This is a genomic window from Pseudonocardia aurantiaca (assembly GCF_039526725.1).
Lineage (GTDB): Bacteria > Actinomycetota > Actinomycetes > Mycobacteriales > Pseudonocardiaceae > Pseudonocardia > Pseudonocardia aurantiaca.
In genome coordinates this window covers 264,541-286,220 of the sequence record NZ_BAAAJG010000029.1, presented here as the reverse complement: position 1 = coordinate 286,220, position 21,680 = coordinate 264,541, and the positions used below count along the sequence as shown (strand labels likewise).

Below are 21,680 nucleotides of genomic sequence, written 5' to 3'. Positions count from 1 at the left end.
ACGGACACAGGCTTGACACACCTCGGTGACCCGCCCATCCTCGGCTTGCGTTTCTGTCCGAACCTGTTGCTTTGTGTCCGAAGGGGCGACGTGCGACCGATCCCGTTCGACGGCATCGCCATGGGCTGTGACTACAACCCCGAGCAGTGGCCGCCGCCGGTGTGGCGGGAGGACGTCGCGCTCATGCGCGAGGCGGGCGTCGGGTTCGTGACGCTCGGGGTGTTCTCGTGGGCGCTGCTGGAGCCGGAGCCCGGGCGGTACGACTTCGACTGGCTCGACGAGGTGCTCGGCCTCCTGCATGAAGGGGGCATCGCGGTCGACATGGCGACGGCCACCGCGTCCCCGCCGCCGTGGCTGACCACCGCACACCCGGAGGTGCTGCCCGTCGACGCGGCGGGCCGGACGCTGTGGCCCGGCAGCCGGCAGTCCTGGTGCCCCAGCTCGCCGCTGTTCCGGAAACACGCGCTGCGCCTGGTCGAGCAGCTGGCGCGCCGCTACGGGAGCCACCCGGCGGTCCGGCTGTGGCATGTGAGCAACGAGTTGGGCTGCCACGTCGGCAAGTGCTGGTGCGACGTCAGCGCTGCGGCGTTCCGGCGCTGGCTCGCCACTCGCTACGGCACGGTCGAGGCGCTGAACGAGGCGTGGGGCACCTCGTTCTGGTCCCAGCGCTACGGGAGCTTCGACGAGGTGCTCCCGCCGCGGCTCACCCCCGCGATCCCCAACCCGACCCACGAGCTGGACTTCGCCCGCTTCTCCTCCGACGAGCTGCTGGGCTACTACCGGGCGGAGCGGGACCTGCTGCGCGAGCTCTCCCCGGACGTGCCGGTCACGACGAACCTGATGGTCACCTCCCACCAGTCCGAGCAGGACTACTTCAGCTGGGCCGCCGACCTGGACCTGGTCGCCCAGGACCACTACCTCGACGCACGCCTCCCGCACCCATACGCCGAGCAGGCGTTCTGCGCCGACCTCACCCGCGGGGTAGCGGGCGGGGCGCCGTGGCTGCTGATGGAGTCGGCCCCGAGCGCGGTGAACTGGCAGCCGGTGAACCGCGCGAAGCGTCCGGGTGAGCTGCTGCTCGACTCGCTGCGGCACGTGGCCCGCGGCGCCGACGCCGTCGGGTTCTTCCAGTGGCGCGCCTCGCTGGCCGGGGCGGAGAAGTTCCACTCGGCGCTCGTGCCGCACGCCGGGCCGGACTCGGCGCGGTTCCGCGAGGTCAGCGCACTCGGCGACGCCCTGCGGCGGCTCGGCGAGGTGGCCGGGAGCCGCGTGCGTGCCGACGTCGCCCTGCTCCACGACTGGGAGGCGGAGTGGGCGTGCGACCTGGGATCGCACCCCAGCTCCCAGGTGCGCTACCTCGACGCCGGCCTGCGCTGGCACCGGGCCGTCACCGAGCTGGGTGCGACGGCGGACGTGGTGCACCCCTCGGCCGATCTCTCCGCCTACCGGCTCGTGATCGTCCCCACCCTCTACCTCTGCTCCGACGCGACGGCCGCGGCGCTCGAGGCGTACGTGCGCGGCGGCGGGCACGTCCTGGTCACGTACTTTTCCGGGATCGTCGACGAGAACGACCACATCCGGCCCGGCGGCTACCCCGGCGCGTTCCGGGAGCTGCTGGGGGTCCGCACCGAGGAGTTCGCGCCCCTGCTGCCCGGCGAGTTCGTCAGCCTCGACGACGGCAGCACCGCCGACACGTGGACGGAGCTGCTCACGGTCACCGACGCCGAGGTCGTCGCCCGCTACGCCGACGGGCCGCTCCCGGGCACCCCCGCGCTCACCCGCCGGGCCGTCGGCGCGGGCACAGCCTGGTACCTCGCCACATGGCTCGACGAGACCGCCACCGCCGAGCTGGCCGACCGGCTCACCCGCGAGGCCGGCGTGGTGCGGCTCGGCCCGGGCGGCGGCGTTGAAGTGGTGCGGCGCGGGCGGTACCTGTTCGTGCTCAACCGCGGCCCGGTCGCTGCAGTCGTCCGGGCCCACGGGGTCGACCTCCTGAGCGGCAGGGACGTCGCCGAGAGCGTCATCGTGTCGGGCGGGTGCGCGGCCGTCGTCCGCCAGGACGAGGCCTGATGCTCGCCCGTCAGCGCCAGGAGCTGATCCTCACGGCGGTGCGCGCGACCGGCGGGGCGAAGGTCTCCGACCTGGTCGAACGGCTCGGCGTCTCTGACATGACGGTGCGGCGCGACATCGAGGCGCTTGCCAGCCGCGGGCTCGTCACGCGCGTGCACGGCGGCGCCACAACCCCGGGGAGCAGCGTCGAGGAGCCCGGTTTCGCGGCCAAGTCGGGCCTGCACACGGCGGCGAAGCAGGCGATCGCAGTGGCGGCCGCGGCGCTCGTCGAGCCGGGGGCGTCGGTCGCGCTCTCGGCCGGCACCACCACACACGCCGTCGCGTCCGCACTGCTGGGCACGCCGCGCCTCACTGTGGTGACCAACTCGCTGCGTGTGGCCGAGGTGCTCCACGACGCGGCCCGCGACGACCTGACGGTGGTGCTCACCGGGGGTGAGCGCACTCCGTCGGACGCTCTGGTAGGACCGGTCGCGGTGGCCGCGCTGCGACAGCTGCACGTCGACTGGCTGCTCATGGGAGTGCACGGGATGGACGCCGAGGCCGGGTTCACCACGCCGAACCTGGTGGAAGCGGAGACGAACCGGGCACTCGTGCACTGCGCCCGGCAGGTGGCCGTGGTGGCCGACAACTCGAAGTGGGGAGTAGTGGGGTTGAGCACGATCGCGACCCTTGACGAGGTGGACGTCGTCGTCACCGACGCGGGGCTCCCGCCCCACGCGTGCCGGGTACTGGAGAACAGCTGCAGGGTGGTGCTGGCATGACCGCGGTCCGACGCACGAAGACGCACATGGCCGACGGCCGGGAGCTGTTCTACTTCGACGACACCGAGCCGTGCGTGAGCACGGGCCGGGTGCCGCCGCCGGACACCCGCGATCTGCCGCACGTGCAGCACAGCTCGACCGTGCGCTACGACGTGCTGACCGGGGAGTGGGTGACGATCGCGGCGCACCGCCAGGACCGCACGTTCCTGCCACCGGCCGACCACTGCCCGCTCTGCCCCACCCGGCCCGGCCGGGAGCCGACGGAGATCCCGGCGCCCGACTACGACGTGGTCGTGTTCGAGAACCGCTTCCCGTCGTTGTCGCAGGCTCCGTTGTCACAGATCGGGGCCAGGGACGTCCCGCCGTTCGTCGACGGCGTGCCGCTGTGGCCGCAGCGCCCCGCGCTCGGGCGCTGCGAGGTGGTCTGTTTCACCAGCGACCACAACTCGTCGTTCGGGGCGCTCCCCGTGTCGCGGGTGCGCACGGTGATCGAGGCCTGGGCGGACCGCACGGCAGAGCTGTCGGCCCTCCCGGGGGTCGAGCAGGTGTTCGTGTTCGAGAACCGCGGCACCGAGATCGGGGTGACGCTGGAGCACCCACACGGGCAGATCTACGCCTACCCGTTCGTCACACCCCGCATGGGGCAACTCCTCCAGCGGGCCGCGGATCACCGCGAGCGCACGGGCCGCGACCTTCTGGGCGACGTGCTGGACGCCGAGCGCAAGTCGGGCGCCCGGGTCGTCCGCGAGGCCGAGCACTGGACGGTGTTCGTGCCCGCCGCCGCGCGCTGGCCGGTGGAGGCGCACATCGTGCCGCACCGGGCCGTTCCCGACTTCACGGCGCTCGACGACGCCGAGCGGGCCGAGCTGGCCGACCTGTACGGCGACCTGCTGCACCGCGTCGAGGTCTACTTCCCCGAAGGCGGGCCGCCGCCGTACATCGCCGGGTGGCATCAGGCCCCGGTCGGCGCAGGCCGCAACCTCACGCGCATGTTCCTGCAGCTGTTCTCACTGCGCCGCGCGCCCGGGAAGCTCAAGTACCTCGCCGGGTCGGAGTCGGGCGCGGGGGCGTGGATCAGCGACGTGGCGCCGGAGCGGATCGCGCAGCGCCTGCGGGAGGTCGGATGACGTTCCGCGAGCTCTACGGCCGCGAGCCGGACGGGCGGTGGGCCGCACCGGGGCGCGTCAACCTGATCGGCGAGCACGTGGACTACGCCCAGGGGCTCTGCCTGCCGTTCGCCATCGCGGAGCGCACGGTGGTGGAGGTGGCCGCCCGCGACGACGACCGGCTGCGCCTGCGCAGCCTCGCCGAGGACGGGGCGTGGGAGGGCGCGCTTGCCGACGTCGGCCCCGGCTCCCCCGGCGGGTGGGCCGGGTACGTGGCCGGGGTGCTCTGGGCGTTGCGCCGCGCGGGACACCGGGTCGGCGGGATCGACCTGCTCGTGACGGACACGGTGCCGCTCGGCGCCGGCCTGTCGTCGTCGGCGGCGCTCGAGTGCTCCGCGGCGCTGGCGGTCGACGAGCTGTTCGGGCTCGGCCTCGGCGGCTCCATCGCGGGACGCCGGACACTTGCGGCCGCGTGCGTCAGCGCGGAGAACGACGTGGTGGGAGCGGCGACCGGTGGGATGGACCAGGCGGCCGCGCTACTGGCCACCGCGGGGCACGCCCTGCTGCTAGACACCCGCGACGGGACCGCCCGCGCCGTGCCCTTCGCGCCCGCAGCCGACGGACTGGTCGTGCTGGTGATCGACACCCGCGTGCGGCACCGCCTCGCCGACGGCCAATACGGGAAGCGCCGCGCGGCCGTCGAGAAGGCCGCTGCCGCGCTCGGGATGCCGAGCCTTCGCGGCGCCACGCTGGACGAGATCAGGACCCTCGCCGCGGACCTCATGCCGCGCGCCCGGCACATCGTCACCGAGATCGCGCGCGTCCGGGAGACGGTCATGCTGCTCGACGCCGGGCGGCTGCGCGAGATCGGCCCGCTGCTCGACGCGTCACACGCCTCGCTGGCGCACGACTACGAGGTGTCCTCCGCGGAGCTGGACCTGGCGTGCACAGCCGCCCGGGAGGCCGGGGCGCTCGGCGCGCGCATGACCGGCGGCGGTTTCGGTGGCTCCGCGATCGCGCTGGTGCCGGTCGAGCGGGTGGCCGCGCTGTCGGACGCGGTGCGGGCGGCGTTCGCGGACGCGGGCTTCCGGGCGCCGCACATCCGGGGCGAGGAGCCGTCGGCGGGGGCAGCGCGGGTGTCCTGAGGTCCAGTGCTTCCGGACGGACGGCAGGGACTTCCGCGCGCTCTTCTTCCACCTGCGCGCCTGCTTGCGGGCGCCCTTCTCGATGTCGCGCCCGCGCGGGAGGAACCGGCGCAGACCGAACGCGTAGAGGCGGATCGCGGCGAACTCCCGGACGATCATTGAACCGGCCCACGAGAACGTCACCCTAAACCTGACCTAGCGGTCGGCGCGGAAGGTTTCGAACCTGTGACTGCTCGGGTGCAAGACGGCCCGTCTATGCAGTCCAGTGCGTCTTGCAACTACCGCCACGCGCTCGGCCTCTCCAGGCCAATCCGGACGCCGCCACACGACTCCAGCTCGTGTCACAAACCGTGTCATTGCTCGATGGCACCTCGCCGCCGAACTGCTCACCCTGCAGGTCGCGGCCTACCGGGTCGAGGCCGCACTAATCGGCTCCCACGCCATCCCCGCGCTGCACGAGACTCCGGCGACCCTGGTCGCCGCCGGCCTGGGCTGGATTGGCTGCCGCGACGGCGAGGGACTGCTAGGCGCCGCCGCGATCGCGGAGACCACCGAGATCATCGAACTCGACCGCCTCGTCGTCGCGCCCAGAGCCTTCCGCCGAGGCATCGGTCGCCGCCTCCTCGCCGCCGTCGTAGAGCTCGCCGAGCATCGGTCCGTCGTCGTCTCCACCGGGCGGGACAACGTCCCGGCCAGAGCGCTCTACGCGCGCGGGGTTCCGCGAGACGGGCGAGCGCGAGGTCGTCCCGGGATTGTGGACCGTCTCGTACGCGCTCGACTCGATGAGCTCTACCTCGAGCACGTGCTAGCGGTGTCTCAGTCATGTTGAGCAATCCGCTGGTCAACGACGGCCGCGCTGCTCAACCTCAGCGAGAATCGACTAGCGCTTCGCCAAGCCCCGCGCCGAACTCCGCGTGCTCTTCCACCACCTGCGCGCCTGCTTCCGCACGCCCTTCTCGATGTCCCTGCCGCGCGGGAGGAACAGGCGCAGACCGACCGCGTAGAGGCGGATCGCGACGAACCCGAGCACGAGGCCGACGGGCAGCAGCAGGATCGTGATGGACAGGACGATCGCGAGCACGAGAAGGAGCGACGCAAGGAGCCAGACCAGCAGCCCCGCCAATGCCCGCAGCCCGCGCATGAGAACGGATATCCGCACCTGCGCCCGGCAAATCGGGGCAGCACGGAGATTGCACCGGTCAGCGGCAGCGCAAGCGGCCGGACGGCGTGCGTGCGGCTTGGGCTCCCCTGCCGCGCGTCAGAATGGTGGCGGGTCGTCCGCCGGGTCGTGGTGCTGGGGTTTGCGCTCGGCGGGTGGTGGTCTGGCCGCCCACACCTGGGGGAACGGGTCGTCGTCGTCGCGGTAGTCGTGCGGGGTACTGCGGTAGCGGTGCCCGGTCGGGGTGATCCACTCGATCACCCCGTCGGGGAGGGCGTGGACCTGCCAGCCAGGGCTGTGTTTCAGGTGGTGGTCGTGGCTGCACCCGGTGGCCAGGTTCGCCTCGCTCGTCGGCCCCAACGGGAACGGGATCACATGGTCGAGTTCGCTGTCGATCGCCCGGCGGCGGCAGATGGGCTGGCGGCACTGGACGTCGCGGGCGCGGACGTGGTCGGCCAGCCCGGTGGGGGGCCGGTAGGTGGCGCGCCCGTAGTCGAGCAGGGTGCCGGAGTGGGGGTCGTAGACCAGCCGGTGCAGGGTGGCGTCGGCGGCGATCTCCCGGGCGTGTTGGGCGGTGATCGGGCCGTGCCCGACCAGCTCACACGGCTGCTGGTCGGCCCCGAGCAGGGTGGTGAAGGGCATCACGACCTGCACCAGGGGTTTGCCCGGGCTGACCGGCCGCGGACCGGTGTCGCCGCCGCCGGGGTCGGTGGCGGGGGTGAGCCGGCCGCTGAGGAGCGCGGCGAGCAGGTCGGCGCGGCGGGCGTCCATCGAGCGTGGGTCCTGCGCGCCGCAGCCCCGGGCCAGCCGGGTCAACCACTGAAAGGCGGCGACCGCGTCGGTGGCCGGCAGCAGCGCCCACAACGACGCCATCCCCTCCGGCTCCGGGTTGACCGCGACCCGCCGGTCGCGGCGGGCGGCCTGGTGCCGCTGCTCGGCGCCTTCGGGGTCGGCGGCGATCACCGCCCGTGCCAGCGCCGCCCGCAACTGAGACACAGTCTGTTCGGGGGCGCGGGGCAGCACCCGCTCCTGCACCGCCCGCGCCGTCTCGACCGACAGGTGGCGGGTGGCATCGCAGATCGCCGCGACCCGGCGTTCGTCCAACCTTCCGGCCTCCCACAGCCCGAGGGTTTCCGGGAGCCGCTCGACCAGGTCCCGGGACTGCCCGATCCGCCCGGTCGCCGACCACCGCGACAGGTGTAGCGCCAGCCCGACCTCGTCCGGGGCGTACGGGCTGGCGGCGCAGGTGCGGTCGGTGCCGGACAGGTCCTTGGCGTCCGGGGGCCGGCGGCGGGCGAACTCGGCGACGATCCGGGCCTGGCGGGCCTCGGCCCACGCGGCCTGCCGCTCGAACCCGACCATCGCGTCGATCAACTTCGCATCCGAGAGGCCGGCCAGGTCAGCGGTATCCACGTCGAGCTCGAGCGCCGCGATCCCGGACGGGGCGGTATCCGCCCAGGTCCGGTCCGGCGGCGGCTCCGGCCAGGTCAGCAGGTCCAGACCCGCGAGCTCGTCCCCTGTGAGGGGCGGCGCAGCGGACTCGAACATGTGTTCGATCGTACCTGATGAATTGATCTACGACAAGGGATTCCTACTGTCCGTAGCTGTACCGCAGGTCGGCGTTGATCAGCTGGTTCAACCTCTTGCGCAGGTGCCCGAGCTTGGACGCGTCCGGCACGGGCTCGGCAACCAGGAGCGTCCAGCGCACGTCGGTGCCACCCCGCCCGTCAGACACGAGGTCGAAGCGCACAAGAGCGTCCGGCCGCGTCGCCCACAACGACGACCACACCACCAGCTCCGGCGGCCGCGCCTCGACGACCCGCGGTGGCTGCTCGTCGGCCAGCAGCCGCATCCAGGGTCGGGCGGGGTCGCGGTCGGGCTGCTGGAGGGACTCCGCCACCACCTGCGGCGGGGCCGGCTGCCCGCGCCTGCGTGTCCCCACCTCGATCATCGGAACAGGGTAGAAGCCGGGCCGGATCGGAGCGCAGACTCAGACCGTGTACGTCCCCACCCACTTCGCCGCTGACGACGCCGCCGTGCGTGCGCTGCTCGCCCGCCCGCAGGCCGCCGACCTCGTCACCATGACCGAGGACGGGATGGTCGCGACGTTCCTCCCGTTCGTCTTCGACCCCGACGAGGGCGAGCACGGCGTCCTGCGCGGGCACGTCGCACGCAACAACGACCAGTGGTCGCGTCCTGCGCACGGCGAGTCGCTGGTGATCGTCCACGGCCCGGACGCCTACGTCACGCCGAACTGGTACGCGTCCAAGGCCGAACACGGCCGGGTGGTGCCGACCTGGAACTACGTCACCGCGCACGTCTACGGCGAGCTGCGCGTGCACGACGACCCGGCGTGGCTCGCCGCGCTGGTCCGCAGGCTGACCGAGCTGCACGAGTCGGCCGAACCGCGGCCGTGGACCGTCGACGACCCTCCCGAGAAGTTCGTGACGGGGCAGCTGCGCGCGATCGTCGGTGTGGAGCTCGTGGTCAGCCGCATCGAGGCGAAGGTCAAGATGAGCCAGAACCGCCCGGCCGCCGACGTCGACGGCGTGATCGCTGGCCTGGAGGCACGCGGCGACACCGCTACGGCCGCGGCGGTCCGGGCGTCCCGCGGGTAAGAGTCAGGCGTGTGCCGCCTCGTGGAAGGTGATCTCGGCGCGCAGCACCCCGGCGAACCAGCGGTCGAGCTGCGCGTCCGGCACGACAGCCGGGTAGAGGGCGTCGACGTCGGCGCGCAGGGCGTCCACCTGGGCGAGGAACGCCGGTTCGGTGTGCAGGTTGATCCACACCTGCAGGTCGGGGGTTCGTTCTGCGGGCACGCCGGCCGCCGCCGTGCACCAGCGCGTGTACATCGTCTCGGCGGCGAGCATCCCGGTCACGGCGGCGGCCCGGCCACCCCCGGCGACCTGGTCGAGCACCACGTCGGAGAGCACCGCGGAGCGCCGAAGGGCATCCGCCGCCACGCCGTCGGGGACGGGCCAGCGGCCGCGCAGCCCGGCGAAGTAGTCGCGCTGCTCGGTGACGAGGTTGCTGAGCGACCGGGCGTGCGGGAGCAGGTCGGCCCAGCCCGTCGACTCCCAGACCACGCGCCCGAGCACCCGCGAGGCGGTGAGCACGAACGCCTCCTCGATCACGAGGTAGCGGGCGAAGTCGGCGGCGGCGAGGGTGCCGTCGGTGGCCTCGCGCACGAACCGGATCGCGCACGCCGCGTCCAGCAGCGCGGCGTTGCGGTCCAGCAGCGCGGCCGAGCGGCTTGTCACGCCTTCGCCAGCCAGCGCACGAGCCCGTCGAACAGGTCGGCGTAGCCGGGCCACTGCTCGCAGAAGGCGGGCGGTGCCCAGTGCGGCGAGCAGTCGGACGTGAACGCGCCCGCCCGGCCTGCCCCGAACGTCCCCAGCGCGACGAGCGGGTCGTCCCCGACGACCACGGGCACCTCGGCGCCCTCCTTGGCGACGACCCGGTTGTAGCCGAGCAGCAGCGGCCACGACTCCCCCGCGCCGCCGAGCGCCGCGTGCCCCGCCTCCACCACGGTCGGGACGACGCCTGCGGGGCGCTCCACGCGGTCGTCCTCGGCGAGCATCGTCACGGGCAGCACGTCGGCGAGCACGGTCTGGCGGAACGCCGCCTTCGCCTCGAACCCGCTGAAGGACAGGTAGCCGCCGACCATGAGCAGGGCGCCGCCGTCGCCGACCCAGTCGCGCAGCGCGCCCAGCCGGTCCTCGCCGGGCTCGGCCCGCTCGAACACCGCGGGGGCGAGCTGGATCGAGTTGGCGCCGATGTCGGAGAGCACCACGAGGTCGTACGCGCTGAGCGCCGCCGCGTCGCCGGGGAACTCGCCGGGCACCCGGTGCGCCGGCAGGTGCACCACCTCGTGCCCACGCGCGACGAGCGCGTCCCGCAGCGGGCCGACCCCCTCCGTGTAGGAGTGCACGGAGAACGCGTCGACGCCCTTCACGTGGGTCGATGTGGTCATCCAGCTCTCGCCGGCGATGAGGATGCGGGCCAACGTCAGGGTCCTTCCGGTGCGGCGCCCTCGAACAGGGCGCGCGGGTTGTCGGTCATGAGGGAGGTCACGAGCGCGGGGTCGAGCCCGGCACGGCGCAACCGGTCGGCGAAGGCCAGCGGCACGTACGCGAGCCCGTTGCCGCCGTGGCGGGTGAGCATCGCCTTGAGGAACAGGTCGTGGGAGAGCAGCAGCCGGTCGGCATGGCCCGCCTCCACCAGCGCGACGATCGCGGCGGCGGTCTCGTGGGGGGCGGGCGAGCGGCCCTCGCCCGGGAAGTCGAACGGCATGCCGATCATGTCGAACTCCAGGTGGACACCCCGCTCGGCGACAGCCCGCTGGTAGCCGGGGTCGTCGCCGGAGGGGTCCATGTGGCAGAGCACCACGGCGGCCGGGTCGACGCCCTCGGAGCCGAGCACGACGTCGAGCACCTCGAACGCGCGGCGCTGCCATCCGGGCAGGTGCACGAAGAGCGGCACCCGCACCTCCCGCTGCGCGCGGCACGCGGCCCGCAGGGCGCGGTGCTCGGCCTCGGTGAACGCCGGAGAGACGCCGATCTCGCCGATCACCCCCGGCCGGATCTCCCGCGCCGCATCGAACTCGGCGACGAGCTGCTCGGCCAGCAGGTCGACGGACGCGGTGGCGAGGCCGGCCGGGTGGGTGGCCTCCAGATACCAGCCCGAACCCATCACCACCTGCACGCCCGACGCCTCCGAGAGCCGCCGCAGCCGTTCCGGGTCGCGCCCGAGGCCGGGCGGGGTCAGGTCGACGATCGTCCGCCCGCCGGCGGCGGCGAACCCGGCGAGGTCGGCCGCCACCGCAGCGTCGTCGTCGAGACGGCAGTTGTCGAGGCTCTCGTACGGGTGGTCGGTGAGTACCCACGCCAGGTCGGCGCGCACCGGTCCGTCGAGCAGCGCCGCGACCCGTGGGTCGGCCGAGGGCCGGAACGCTGCCGAGATGTCGTTGCCCAGGTGCTCGTGCGGGAGCACCAGCCCCAGGTCGGCCGCGTCCACGTCGCCGGTGACGGTCGCGACGAGCGTCACGAGGAGCGGCCTGTCAGCCTGCGCACCAGCTCGGCCACGCCCGCGCTGCGCAGGTTGATCCAGATGACGAGGATCAGCACGCAGCCGGTGATGATCGGCGTGAGGAACGGGCTGACGCCTACCAGCGTGAGCCCGTTCGCGATCACCCCGGTCAGCACGGCCCCGATGAGCGTCCCGACCACCGTGCCGCGGCCGCCGAGCAGGCTCGTCCCACCCAGCACGACGGCGGCGATCACCGTCAGCTCGAAGCCCTGCGCCGAGTTGGCCGAGCCGGAGCCCAGCCGGGCGGCGATGAGAATGCCGGCCACGCCCGCAGCCAGCCCGGAGAAGCCGAGCGCGAGCATCTTGACCCGACGCACGTCCACGCCCGCCCGGCGCACCGACTCCTCGTTGGCCCCGATCCCGACGACGTACTGGCCGAAGCGCGTGCGATGCAGCAGTACGAGCCCGACGATCGTCACGGCGACCGCGATCCACGCGCTGATCGAGAAGCCGAGCCAGCGCGCGCCGCCCAACCGCGCGAAGAACGTCCACGACTCGATCGGCACCGAGAACCCCTCGGTCTGCAGCAGCGCGAAGCCGCGCACCACCGACAGGGTCGCCAGCGTCACGATGAACGCCGGGATGCCCTGGTAGGCGGCGAACCACCCGTTCACGAGCCCCCAGCCGAGCCCCATGAGCAGCCCGGCGACGAGTACGACCGAGGAGTCCCAGCCGGCGACCAGCAGCTGCGCGCAGGTGGCCGAGACGAACGCGACGATCGAGCCGACCGACAGGTCGATCTGCCCCGCGGTGATCACAAACGTCATCGCGACGCCGACGATCAGCGCAGGCGCCACCTGGGTCGCGAGGTTGGAGATGTTGGCGAAGCTGAGGAAGTTCGGGTCGGCGACGGCGAACACCACGCCCACAACGAAGGTGACCACGGCCATCACGACCGTCGCCTTGTTCGCCCGGGCCCACCATGACGGCGGCCGGGCGAGCTGCGCGGTTGCCGGGGCGGGTTGCGCGGTGGTGGTCATACCGGCTCCTCCTGCCGTGTGATCAGGCCGACGAGCTTCTCGATGTTCAGCTCGCCGATCGGCACGTCGTCGACGCTCTGCCCCTCATACATGACGGTGACGCGATCGCAGACGCGGAAGATGTCCTGCAGGCGGTGGGTGATGAGGATGACGCCCACCCCGCGGGCAGCGACCTCGCCCACCAGCCGCAGCACCGACTCGACCTCGGCGACGGCGAGCGCCGCGGTCGGTTCGTCGAGGATCAGCACGTCGGGGGCGAACGAGACCGCTCGCGCGATGGCGACGGTCTGGCGCTGGCCGCCCGAGAGCGTGCCGATCTCCTGGTGGGTGCTCGCCACCTTCACGTCGAGCTCGGCGAGGATCCGCGCCGCCGCCGCGTGCATCCGTGGCCGGTCGAGGAACGGGCCGCGCCGCGGCTCGCGGCCGAGGAACAGGTTGCCCGCGACGTCGAGCGTGTCGCAGAGCGCCAGGTCCTGGTAGACGATCCCGATCTTCTCGGCCTGGGCGTCGGCCGGCTTGGCGAAGCGCACGGGGTGGCCGTGCACGCGGATCTCGCCGTCGTCGTGCTGCACGGCCCCGGCCAGCACCTTCATGAGCGTGGACTTGCCGGCGCCGTTGTCTCCCACGAGGGCGAGGACCTCCCCGCGGCGCAGGGACAGGTCGACGCCTCGCAGCGAGCGCACCGGTCCGTAGGACTTGGTGATCCCGCGCAGTTCCACGAGGAGGTCGTCGGTCATGGCCTCAGGACTCCAGGTAGTAGCTGTACTGGTCGACGTTCTGCGGCGTCACGATCTGGGTGGGCACCGGGTTGTCCCGCTGCACGGGGTTGCCGCAGGCCAGGTCGATGGCCGAGGACATCGCCTGGTAGCCGAACTCGAACGTGTTCTGCTGGACGACCGCCTTGATCCAGCCGGCCTTGAGCCCGTCCACGGCAGGGACGGAGAGGTCCCACCCGGTCACGCTGATCCGGTCCTGGGCGCTCTGGCTGCGCACGGCGGCCGCGAGCCCGATCAACGCCGGCTCGCCGGTCGCGTAGACGTAGCGCAGGTTGGGGTTGCCGGTCAGCAGGTTCTCCGCGGCGGACTGGGCGTTCTCCTGGATGTTCTTGCCGTCCACCACCGTGCCGACCGTCATCCCGCCGGCGGAGACCGCGTCGGTGAACCCGCGCTGGCGGTCGAGCTGGATCGTGCTGTTGAGCGCCCCCACGATGCCGACCTCACCCGTGCCGCCCGCCTGCTGGGCGAGCAGCTCACCGACCTGCTTGCCGCCGTCGGCGTTCGCGGTGCCGACCTGCGCGTCGACGGCCGGGTCGTCCACGATCGAGTCCACCGCGACCACCGGCACGCCCTTGGCGTCGGCCGCCCGGATCGCGGGCTTGATGCCCTCGGTGTCGACGGCGTCCACGATGATCGCGTCGACGCCGGAGGCCACGAGGTTGTCGATCGCGTCGGCCTGCGTCACCGAGTCGTCGTTGCCCGAGATGATCTGCAGGTCGACCCCGTGCTGCTGGGCCATGGCCTGGGCCGCGGAGTTGATCTGGTTGAAGAACAGTGCCTGCAGGTTGATCGTGACGAGCGCGATCTTCATCGGCCCGTCGGTCGTTGTGCAGCCCTTCGGCTGGGCCTGCGGCACCGGCAGCCCTGCCGGTGCCGCAGCATTCGGCTGGTCCGCGGATGGGGGCGGCGCGCTGTCGCAACCGGCGAGCAGGAGCATGCAGGCGGCCGCGGCCGCAGCGAGGATGCGCTTCATGTGGGGTCCTCCAGCAGGGGTTGGGGCAGGTCGGGGGGCAGGCGGCGCAGCGCGACGCCGACGAGGTCCGGGGTTGGCGCCCCACGGGCGCCCGGCACCGTGCACGACAGGCTCGCCGCGACACCGGCGCGGCGGGCGGCCTCGGCGGTCAGGAGCCCATCGTCGATCCCGGCGAGAAAGGTGCCTGTGAAGCAGTCGCCCGCGCCGGTGTCGTCCACGACGTCGACGGGGAGGGCGGCACCGGTTACGACAGCGCCGTCGGGTGTGCAGAGCGTCCAGCCGCTGGCCCCGTCGGTGACGGCGAGCACGGTGCCCGACGCTGCAGCCAGCGCGGACCAGCCGTCGCGGGGCACGCCGAACGACTCCAGCCGGTGCCTGCCCACCACCACGTGTGTCGCAGCGCGCACCGCGCGGAGCGCGTCGGCCGGGTCGTCGCAGCCGTCCAGGTCCACCGCTACGGCAACGCCGGGCCGCACAGCCGCCGCTGCCGCCGCCGCGCGATAGCCGTCGAGGTAGAGCAGACCGCCACCCGCGGCCGCGAGCCGGTCGGCCGCCACCGTGACGTGCGCGCCGCCGAGCCCGTCGTCCTCGCTGATCACCGACCGCCTGCCGGCCGCGTCGACGAGCACGATGGCCGTGGAGAGGAAGGCCGAGCGGTCGCTCCACGCGGTGTCGACGCCCTCGGCGACGAGCTCGGCGAGGAAGCGGTCCGACAGCGGGTCGCCACCCAGCGCCCCGGCGAACGCGACGCGGGCGCCCGCCCTGGCCGCCGCGACAGCCGCGTTCGCCGCCATCCCGCCCGGCAGGTGCTCGACGGCGGAGGCGTGCACCCGCTCGTCGGGCCGGGGGAAGTGCGGCACGCGGCCGACGACGTCCAGGTTGGCGTACCCGCAGAAGACGATCACTTGCCGGCGGCCCTCGCGACGGCCCGGACGCGGTCCGGGGACGCCCGGCCCCACCAGCGGCCGTTCTCCTTCGCCGCCGACGCGACGATCCCGCCGTCGCACTCGGCGAAGAGCTCGGCGACGTTGGCCGGGTCGATCCCGCTGCCGACGATCACCGGCAGCCGGGTGGCCGAGCGGATCCCGATCACCTCGTCGACGGAGGTGGCGTGGCCGGTGCGGGAGCCGGTGGCGATGAGCACGTCGGCGTCGAAGAACTCGGCGTCCTCGGTCTGCTCGGCGAGCGTCCGGTCGGCGACGATGGCGTGCGCCCCGTGCTTGACGTGCACGTCGGCGAAGACGCGGATGCCGTCGGCGCCGATCGTGTGGCGGTAGCGGGTGGTGCGCGCCGCCTGCCCCTCGATGAACCCCTCGTTGGCGACGTAGGCGTTGGCCCACTGGTTGACCCGCACCCAGCCCGCCCCAGCGGCCCATGCGGAGGCCACCGAGCACTCTCCCGCGTTGGACAGCACGCTGACCCCTACGTGCGGCCCGAGCTCGGCCACCACGGCCGCTGTGATCACGCCCATCGCGGCCGCCACCTCGTAGCCGTGCTCGCCAGGTTTGAGGAACGGGATGTCCCAGTGGTTCTCGACGATCACGGAGTCGAACCCGTTGTCGACGTAGGCCCGCGCCTCCTCCACGGCGAAGCGGCAGATCTGCGCCACCGGCTCCCCGCGGTAGGACGGGCTGCCCGGGAGCGGGGGCAGGTGCACGGCGCCGATGAGCACCGGACCGGCGCCGAAGAGCTCGGCGACCGCCGACGGCTTGGGCGGGTAGACCCCGAGGGAGCCCGTCACGCCACCTCCTTGACTACGCCCGGCCGACGCCGGGCAATCGATTACCTCGCGGCGAGACCTTAAACTCACGCCCTGCCGGACGGGAAGAGGCAATCGTTTACATTTCTGTTGCGACGACGACGGGAGGCCGCGGTGGCGAGGGTGACGATCCGGGAGGTCGCCGCGCGCGTCGGCGTCTCCACGGCCACCGTCTCCCGGGCACTCTCCGGGGCGAAGCGGGTCTCCCCCGCCGTGGTCGAGCAGGTCAGGCAGGCGGCTGAGGAGCTGGGCTACTCCGCGAACGGGATCGCCAGCGCCCTGCGGCGCAGCCGCACCGACACCGTCGGGATGGTCGTGCCGAGCATCACCAACCCGTTCTTCACCTCCCTCGTCGAGGGTGTCGAGCACGCGCTGCAGGACAGCGGCAGACAGCTCTTCCTCTGCTCGTCCCGCTCCGACCCCGCGCTGGAGGCCCAGCGGCTCCGCAGCCTGGTGGCGCGGCAGGTCGACGGCATCGTGATCAGCCCGGTGCACGGCACGGAGAGCACCGGCGCGGTGTCGTGGGCGGCTGGCGAGCTGCCGCTGGTCCAGGTGGACCGCTACGTCACGGGCGTGGAGAGCGACTGGGTCGGCGTCGACGACGACGCCGCGCTGCGGCTCCTGCTGGAGCACCTGGCCGAGCGCGGCGTGCGCACCGCGGCCTTCGTGAGCTCGGAGCTGACGAGCTCCTCCACCGAGCTGCGCGTTGCCGGGTTCCAGGAGCACAGCGCCCGACTCGGAATCGGCCTCGCCCCCGGCGGGATGCTGCTCGGCGAGTACTCGATCGAGTGGGGCCGCGAGGCGATGCAGCGCCTGCTCGCCGGGCCGTCGCTGCCCGACGCCGTCACATGCGCCGACGACCTCATCGCGCTCGGCGTGCTCCAGACCTGCGCGGCAGGCGGGGTGCGGGTGCCGGACGACCTGCTCGTCACCGGCTTCGACGACATCCCTTTCGCGGCGCTGAGCGACCCGCCGCTCACCACCGTGCGGCAGCCGCAGGTCGAGATCGCGGCCGAGGCGGTCCGCCTGCTGGCCGACGCCGAACGCGCCGGCGAGCGGCCGCTGAGCAGGCTGGCGCTGCAGCCGAGTCTCGTGGTGCGGGCCAGCACGGGGGGCTGAGGCCACCGCGTCGGTTGCGCATGGGCTCAGCCTGCAAGCGCAACCGGAACTCGCGGCCTCGACCCGCCGGGAGGGCCGCGCGCAGCTCCCCGTAGGTGGGCGCGAGGCGGCGCAGCAGACCGGCAGCCGCCGACCGGTCACCTGTCACGAGGGGGTATTGCAGGCCGCCGACCAGGCGCGCCTGGCGGGCGGCCACGTCGGCCGCGGCACCGCACCCGATCCGGGCGAGCTAGGAGGGTGCTGAAAGCTCCGGCCGTAGCGAGCGGCGTCCAGGTGGCCGCATCGCATCGGGTCACCTGACGGGAGAGGCCCGATACCGCTGTTGTATCGGGCCCGACGACAACGCGGCGAGGTGGCTGCCTGGACGTCGCGCAGTAGGCCCGAGCGTTTCAGCGCGCTCCTAGGGCGCGGCGTCGGCCAATCGGCGCGCGCCCACCCGCACGGCGAAATGGACGAGGTGCCTCCTGCCCCGGCGTGAGCCCGTCCTCGACGAGATCGGCGAACCGCAGGGCGGCCGCGGCGGGCATCTCACCGGCCGGGGCGAGCCACTGCCGGGCGGCGGGCAACGACGCGCGCAGCGCGTCCGGCACGTCGACGGCACGGACGCGCCGGAAATCCGACCGCATCGTGAACGGTACGGCCGGATACGCGAAGGAAACCGACTCCCAGGCCGCCGTGAATTCGGCGACGGGCAGCGTCGAGAACGGGTAGCCGTGCGGATCGTGGAAATGTACGTGGCCGTCCTCGGCTCCGATCACCACCACGAAGTGGTCGGACTCCACCGGGGTGCCGGATCCGGGGTGGTGGCGCAGCAGCCCGATCTCGACCGGCCCGGCGAGCACGGGTCCGCCCGCGTCCCGCAGCCGCCGCACGGCGTCGGCCGCGGACCCGCCCGCCACCCGCTCACACGTCCACCCCAGCAGGTCAAGCGCCGTGTCCAGGCCGATTTCCGGATTCCAGCCGAGCGGGTCGAAGTAGGCGAGCCCCTCGTGCAGGGACAGGCCGAACGGCGACCCGGTGAGCACCTCGATCGCGGACGGCTCGGGCGCGGCAACCCCCATCAGCATGGCGGCGGAATTGGCGTAGCAGTACGGACCGGAACCGACATAAGGGAATACCATGCCGGCACCGTGCCATATTTCCGCAGAATTCGTCTAGGAGGGAGCTTTTCAGCGCGCTCCTCGATGCACTCAGTTCAGCGGATCGCCCGCGTGCTCGATCTGCGTGCGGATGGAGAAAGCGGGCTTGAGCATCATCGTCAGCTCGGTGCGCTCCAGCGCGTCGGCGAGCTGATGGGCCTCCCCCGCGTCGAGGCGGTAGCCGAGCAGAACGCGCCGGTAGAGCAGCGTCGGCGGGCCTGCGTCCAGCGTGACGATCACCTCGATGTCGCCGGGGTCGCCGTCGCGCTCCAGATGCGTGCGTGCCGACATCGCGCTGCACGCGGCCAGCGACGCCGTCAGAAGCTCCAGCGGGGTGGGCCCCTTGCCGCTGCCGCGCTCGGCGTGGTCGGCCACCACGGTGTGCGGTCCGAGGGACAGCTCGACGGCCCGACCGGCCTCGGACGCTAGGCGAGCCTGCGCGGTCGCCATCGGGATCTGCATCGTCATCCGGCGGTCACGGCTCCTCGGTGACCGGCAGGCGCACCCGGAACCGCGTGTCGCCCGGCTCGGACTCCACCGAGATGTCGCCGTGGTGGCGGGAGACGATCACGCGGTAGCTCACGTCCAGGCCGAGCCCCGTGCCGCGCCCCACCGGCTTCGTGGTGAAGAACGGCTCGAAGATCCGCGCCCGGACGTCGGGCGGGATGCCCGGCCCGGTGTCACCGATCTCCACCTGCACGCACTCGTCGAACATGGACGTGCGTACGGTCAGCGTGCCGGGACCGTCGCCCATCGCGTCGATCGCGTTGTCGATGATGTTGGTCCAGACCTGGTTGAGCTCGGCGGAGTAGGCCGGGATCAGCGGGAGGCTCCGGTCGTAGTCCTTGACGATGCCGATCCCGCGCTCCTCGCCCAGCTTGCGGCCGAACATCACGAGGGTGGCGTCGAGGCCCTCGTGCACGTCGACGAAGCGGTACGGGGCGCGGTCCATCTGCGAGTACTGCTTGGCCGCGAGCACGAGGTCGGAGATCCGCGTGGTGGCGTCGAGGATCTCGCGCAGCAGGCTCTCGGTCTCGACGGTGTAGGCGAGCCAGCGGATCGCCCCCTCGAGCGTGGTCTCGTTGGCCGCGGCGTACACGGCCTCCATGTCCTCGACGCCGAGCCCGCCCGCCACGAACACCGGCGCGAGGTCCCAGCCACCCCCGATGCCGTGGTCGTCGAGCCAGTCGCCCACCTCGTCCTCCCGGTCGGAGGCCTCCAGCGCGGAGATCGACGGGGCGCTTCGCACCTTCTTGACGAACTCGTCCTGCGCCATCACCAGCTTCTTCAGCTGGTCGCCCGCGATCCGCCCGTCGGCGATCATGGCGAGCTTGGCGCGCATCCCGGCGACCTTGTCCCGCAGGGTGTCGGCCGCGCGGCCGGCCGCGGCGGCGGGGTTGTTGAGCTCGTGGGTGAGGCCCGCCGAGAGCTTGCCCAGCGCGAGCAGCCGCTCCCGCTCGGCCAGCATCGAGTTGCCGCGCTTCATCCCCAGCCGCAGCCCCTCCAGCAGGTGCACGGCCATCGGGTACCAGCGGGAGAACTCCGCGGCGAACTCGCGGGCCGGCAGGGCGAGCACCGTGGCGTCGGTGATCGCGCGCACCGACGCCGGGTAGTCGCGGGGCGTCTCGTTGTCGACGTAGAACTGGACATCGCCGAAGTAGACCCCGCGCTGGTCGGTGCGGGTGGTCTCGACCGACTCGGCGCCCACCAGCCGGCTCATCGAGACGGTGCCGGCGAGCAGCACGTAGAAGCAGCGCGCCGGCTCACCCTCGACGACGATGTCCTTGCCTGCCGGTTCGTTGACGATCTCGGCGTTGGTGGAGACCCACCCGACCTGCTCGTCGGTGAGGTCCGTGAACAGGAACAGCGTCCGCAGCTCCTCCGGCGCGAGGTGCTGCGCCGATGAATCGCTCAAGAGCTCGCTCATTGTTCCGCCAGGTAGCGGTGAACGAGCGTGACAGCCATCGCGCCCTCCCCTACGGCCGAAGCGACGCGCTTGACCGACTCGGCCCGCACGTCCCCGGCCACGAACACTCCCGGCACACTCGCCTCCAGGTGGTACGGGTCGCGGTCCAGCGGCCAGCCCGGCGGCCGCTGCCCGTCGACGATCAGGTCGGGCCCGGTGCGCACGAACCCGCGCTCATCGCGCTGCACCACCCCGTCCAGCCAGTCCGTGCGCGGTGCCGCGCCGATGAACACGAACATCGAGCCCGCCTTCACCGCCTCCACAGTGCCACTGTCGCGGTCGCACAGCCGCAACGTCTGCAGGTGCCCCTCGCCCGTGGCCTCCACCACCTCGCAGCGGGTGCGCACCACGACGTTGTCGATGCCCTCGATCTGCTTAATCAGGTAGCTCGACATGGACGCCTCGAGGCTCGCCCCGCGCACCACGAGCGTGACGGTCGCGGCGTGCCTCGAGAAGAACACAGCTGCCTGGCCTGCGGAGTTGGCGCCACCGACGATATAGACGTCCTCGCCGCGGCAGCCCGGCGCCTCCGTGGCGGCCGAGCCGTAGAAGACGCCGCGGCCGGTCAGGTCGGCCACCCCCGGCGCGTCGAGGCTCCGGTAGGACACCCCCGTGGCGAGCACGACCGCGTGGGCGGCGATCTCGCTACCGTCGCCGAACCGGACCACCCGCGCCGAGCCGCGCGCCTCCAGCGCGACGACGTCCCGGGCCGTGAGCACCTCCGCGCCGAACTTCGCGGCCTGCCGGCGCGCGCGGTCGGTCAGCTGGGCTCCCGACACCCCGTCGGGGAAGCCGAGGTAGTTCTCGATCCGGGAGCTCTGCCCGGCCTGCCCGCCCGTGGCCTGCCGCTCGACGAGCACCGTGCGCAGCCCCTCGGATGCGCCGTAGACCGCGGACCCGAGCCCCGCCGGGCCGCCGCCGATCACGATCAGGTCGTAGAAGTCGGAGACGGGGTCGGTGGTCAGCCCGCACGCGCTGGCGATCTCGGCGTCGGTGGGCGAGAGCAAGGGCGTGCCGTCAGCGATGACGATCACCGGAACGTCCTCGGGTGTGGCGCCGGCGGCCTCCAGGAGCCGGGCGCCCTCCGGTTCGTCGATGGAGTAGTAGCGGTAGGGCACGGAGTTGCGGGCGAGGAAGTCGCGCGCCGCGAAGCACTCGGCCGACCAGCGATGGCCGAGCACGCGGATCTCGTCCACGGGGCGGATGCCCACCGCCCGCCAGGTCTCCACCAGCGCGTCTACCACCGGGTAGAGCTTCTCCTCCGGCGGGTCCCACGGCTTGAGCAGGTAATGGTCGACGTCGACGAGGTTGATGGCCTGGATCGCGGCGTCGGTGTCGGCGTACGCGGTGAGCAGCGCGCGGCGGGCGTGCGGGGCGACGTCCATCGCCTGCTCGAGGAACTCGATGCCGTTCATCTCCGGCATCCGGTAGTCGGCGAGGATCGCCGCGACGGGCTCGCCGCGCAGTGTCAGCTCGCGCAGCGCCTCGAGCGCTTCCGGGCCGGACTCCGCGCGCACGATGCGGTAGTCCTGGCCGTAGCGCCTGCGCAGGTCGCGGGCGACCGCACGGCTCACTCCCGGGTCGTCGTCGACGGTCATGAGTACGGGCTTTGCCGTGGGGGCTGTCATGCGGGCTCCTG

Annotated in this window: 22 protein-coding genes; 7 read left to right on the top strand and 15 right to left on the bottom strand. The window is 72.8% G+C overall.

What is annotated here, in order from left to right; translation table 11 throughout:
• Positions 1-90 precede the first annotated feature (90 nt).
• From ABD143_RS37165 to ABD143_RS38440, 5 genes are all read left to right on the top strand, one after another.
• The gene (locus ABD143_RS37165; protein ID WP_343988213.1) at positions 91-2,070 is read left to right on the top strand and encodes a beta-galactosidase; all 1,980 of its coding nucleotides are present in this window, start codon (positions 91-93) and stop codon (positions 2,068-2,070) included.
• Positions 2,070-2,831: a DeoR/GlpR family DNA-binding transcription regulator gene (locus ABD143_RS37160; protein WP_343988210.1), complete on the top strand. Its 762-nt coding sequence runs from the start codon at positions 2,070-2,072 to the stop codon at positions 2,829-2,831. Before ABD143_RS37165 ends, ABD143_RS37160 begins: the two co-directional genes overlap by 1 nt.
• Positions 2,828-3,958, top strand: coding sequence for a galactose-1-phosphate uridylyltransferase (gene galT, locus ABD143_RS37155; protein ID WP_343988207.1), 1,131 nt, complete (start codon positions 2,828-2,830; stop codon positions 3,956-3,958). The genes ABD143_RS37160 and galT overlap by 4 nt, the downstream gene beginning before the upstream one ends.
• Entirely contained in the window at positions 3,955-5,082 is a 1,128-nt protein-coding gene (gene galK / locus ABD143_RS37150) for a galactokinase (protein ID WP_343988203.1), read from the top strand. Before galT ends, galK begins: the two co-directional genes overlap by 4 nt.
• Positions 5,083-5,347: 265 nt before the next feature.
• Entirely contained in the window at positions 5,348-5,911 is a 564-nt protein-coding gene (locus ABD143_RS38440; protein ID WP_379659771.1) for a GNAT family N-acetyltransferase, read from the top strand.
• Positions 5,912-5,962: 51 nt separating this feature from the next.
• Here ABD143_RS38440 and ABD143_RS37140 read toward each other — a convergent pair whose 3' ends face one another.
• The 3 genes from ABD143_RS37140 to ABD143_RS37130 all read right to left on the bottom strand — a co-directional run bounded on the left by ABD143_RS37140 (position 5,963) and on the right by ABD143_RS37130 (position 8,192).
• A complete protein-coding gene (locus ABD143_RS37140; protein ID WP_343988197.1) occupies positions 5,963-6,223 on the bottom strand; it encodes a hypothetical protein in 261 nt (86 codons plus the stop codon).
• Positions 6,224-6,340: 117 nt separating this feature from the next.
• Positions 6,341-7,789 carry an HNH endonuclease signature motif containing protein gene (locus ABD143_RS37135; RefSeq protein ID WP_343988195.1) on the bottom strand — a complete coding sequence of 483 codons (1,449 nt, stop codon included), beginning with the start codon at positions 7,787-7,789 and terminating at the stop codon, positions 6,341-6,343.
• A 43-nt stretch (positions 7,790-7,832) separates the two neighbouring features.
• Positions 7,833-8,192, bottom strand: coding sequence for a hypothetical protein (locus tag ABD143_RS37130; RefSeq protein ID WP_343988193.1), 360 nt, complete (start codon positions 8,190-8,192; stop codon positions 7,833-7,835).
• A gap of 46 nt (positions 8,193-8,238) precedes the next feature.
• Here ABD143_RS37130 and ABD143_RS37125 point away from each other — a divergent pair, with 46 nt between their 5' ends.
• Positions 8,239-8,859, top strand: a complete 621-nt coding sequence (locus ABD143_RS37125) for an FMN-binding negative transcriptional regulator (protein WP_343988190.1) — start codon at positions 8,239-8,241, stop codon at positions 8,857-8,859.
• A 3-nt stretch (positions 8,860-8,862) separates the two neighbouring features.
• Here ABD143_RS37125 and ABD143_RS37120 read toward each other — a convergent pair whose 3' ends face one another.
• Genes ABD143_RS37120 through ABD143_RS37085 form a run of 8 tightly spaced genes read right to left on the bottom strand, consistent with a single transcriptional unit; the run spans position 8,863 to position 15,799 of the window.
• On the bottom strand, positions 8,863-9,501 hold the full coding sequence (locus ABD143_RS37120) for a TenA family protein (protein ID WP_343988187.1): 639 nt from the start codon (positions 9,499-9,501) through the stop codon (positions 8,863-8,865).
• Positions 9,498-10,247, bottom strand: a complete 750-nt coding sequence (locus ABD143_RS37115; protein WP_343988184.1) for a glutamine amidotransferase — start codon at positions 10,245-10,247, stop codon at positions 9,498-9,500. The genes ABD143_RS37120 and ABD143_RS37115 overlap by 4 nt, the downstream gene beginning before the upstream one ends.
• A 2-nt stretch (positions 10,248-10,249) precedes the next feature.
• Positions 10,250-11,287: a phosphotriesterase family protein gene (locus ABD143_RS37110; protein ID WP_343988180.1), complete on the bottom strand. Its 1,038-nt coding sequence runs from the start codon at positions 11,285-11,287 to the stop codon at positions 10,250-10,252.
• Entirely contained in the window at positions 11,284-12,309 is a 1,026-nt protein-coding gene (locus tag ABD143_RS37105; RefSeq protein ID WP_343988177.1) for an ABC transporter permease, read from the bottom strand. The genes ABD143_RS37110 and ABD143_RS37105 overlap by 4 nt, the downstream gene beginning before the upstream one ends.
• Positions 12,306-13,046 (bottom strand): ATP-binding cassette domain-containing protein, encoded by a 741-nt coding sequence (locus ABD143_RS37100; protein ID WP_343988174.1) that lies wholly within the window; start codon positions 13,044-13,046, stop codon positions 12,306-12,308. Before ABD143_RS37100 ends, ABD143_RS37105 begins: the two co-directional genes overlap by 4 nt.
• A 4-nt stretch (positions 13,047-13,050) precedes the next feature.
• Positions 13,051-14,058, bottom strand: a complete 1,008-nt coding sequence (locus ABD143_RS37095) for a substrate-binding domain-containing protein (protein WP_343988172.1) — start codon at positions 14,056-14,058, stop codon at positions 13,051-13,053.
• Positions 14,055-15,017 carry a carbohydrate kinase family protein gene (locus tag ABD143_RS37090; protein ID WP_343988169.1) on the bottom strand — a complete coding sequence of 321 codons (963 nt, stop codon included), beginning with the start codon at positions 15,015-15,017 and terminating at the stop codon, positions 14,055-14,057. Before ABD143_RS37090 ends, ABD143_RS37095 begins: the two co-directional genes overlap by 4 nt.
• Positions 14,960-15,799, bottom strand: coding sequence for a BtpA/SgcQ family protein (locus tag ABD143_RS37085; RefSeq protein ID WP_343988166.1), 840 nt, complete (start codon positions 15,797-15,799; stop codon positions 14,960-14,962). The genes ABD143_RS37090 and ABD143_RS37085 overlap by 58 nt, the downstream gene beginning before the upstream one ends.
• Before the next feature lie 108 nt (positions 15,800-15,907).
• Between ABD143_RS37085 and ABD143_RS37080 the strand changes: the two genes are divergently transcribed.
• A complete protein-coding gene (locus ABD143_RS37080; protein ID WP_343988163.1) occupies positions 15,908-16,936 on the top strand; it encodes a LacI family DNA-binding transcriptional regulator in 1,029 nt (342 codons plus the stop codon).
• A gap of 389 nt (positions 16,937-17,325) precedes the next feature.
• Here ABD143_RS37080 and ABD143_RS37075 read toward each other — a convergent pair whose 3' ends face one another.
• From ABD143_RS37075 to ABD143_RS37060, 4 genes are all read right to left on the bottom strand, one after another.
• Positions 17,326-18,057, bottom strand: a complete 732-nt coding sequence (locus ABD143_RS37075) for a cysteine peptidase family C39 domain-containing protein (RefSeq protein ID WP_343988161.1) — start codon at positions 18,055-18,057, stop codon at positions 17,326-17,328.
• Positions 18,058-18,126: 69 nt separating this feature from the next.
• The gene (locus ABD143_RS37070; RefSeq protein ID WP_343988158.1) at positions 18,127-18,543 is read right to left on the bottom strand and encodes an OsmC family protein; all 417 of its coding nucleotides are present in this window, start codon (positions 18,541-18,543) and stop codon (positions 18,127-18,129) included.
• Between the two features lie 7 nt (positions 18,544-18,550).
• Positions 18,551-19,990, bottom strand: coding sequence for an ATP-binding protein (locus ABD143_RS37065; protein WP_343988155.1), 1,440 nt, complete (start codon positions 19,988-19,990; stop codon positions 18,551-18,553).
• 8 nt (positions 19,991-19,998) lie between these two features.
• Positions 19,999-21,669 (bottom strand): FAD-dependent oxidoreductase, encoded by a 1,671-nt coding sequence (locus ABD143_RS37060; protein ID WP_343988152.1) that lies wholly within the window; start codon positions 21,667-21,669, stop codon positions 19,999-20,001.
• Between the last annotated feature and the right edge of the window lie 11 nt (positions 21,670-21,680).

Excerpts from the sequence above, each read along its gene's own strand:
- ABD143_RS37160 (WP_343988210.1), top strand. The coding sequence starts at position 2,070 with ATGCTCGCCCGTCAGCGCCAGGAGCTGATCCTCACGGCGGTGCGCGCG.
- galT (WP_343988207.1), top strand. The coding sequence starts at position 2,828 with ATGACCGCGGTCCGACGCACGAAGACGCACATGGCCGACGGCCGGGAG.
- galK (WP_343988203.1), top strand. The coding sequence starts at position 3,955 with ATGACGTTCCGCGAGCTCTACGGCCGCGAGCCGGACGGGCGGTGGGCC.
- ABD143_RS37140 (WP_343988197.1), bottom strand. The coding sequence starts at position 6,223 with ATGCGCGGGCTGCGGGCATTGGCGGGGCTGCTGGTCTGGCTCCTTGCG.
- ABD143_RS37135 (WP_343988195.1), bottom strand. The coding sequence starts at position 7,789 with ATGTTCGAGTCCGCTGCGCCGCCCCTCACAGGGGACGAGCTCGCGGGT.
- ABD143_RS37130 (WP_343988193.1), bottom strand. The coding sequence starts at position 8,192 with ATGATCGAGGTGGGGACACGCAGGCGCGGGCAGCCGGCCCCGCCGCAG.
- ABD143_RS37105 (WP_343988177.1), bottom strand. The coding sequence starts at position 12,309 with ATGACCACCACCGCGCAACCCGCCCCGGCAACCGCGCAGCTCGCCCGG.
- ABD143_RS37100 (WP_343988174.1), bottom strand. The coding sequence starts at position 13,046 with ATGACCGACGACCTCCTCGTGGAACTGCGCGGGATCACCAAGTCCTAC.
- ABD143_RS37095 (WP_343988172.1), bottom strand. The coding sequence starts at position 14,058 with ATGAAGCGCATCCTCGCTGCGGCCGCGGCCGCCTGCATGCTCCTGCTC.
- ABD143_RS37075 (WP_343988161.1), bottom strand. The coding sequence starts at position 18,057 with ATGGTATTCCCTTATGTCGGTTCCGGTCCGTACTGCTACGCCAATTCC.
- ABD143_RS37070 (WP_343988158.1), bottom strand. The coding sequence starts at position 18,543 with ATGACGATGCAGATCCCGATGGCGACCGCGCAGGCTCGCCTAGCGTCC.
- ABD143_RS37060 (WP_343988152.1), bottom strand. The coding sequence starts at position 21,669 with ATGACAGCCCCCACGGCAAAGCCCGTACTCATGACCGTCGACGACGAC.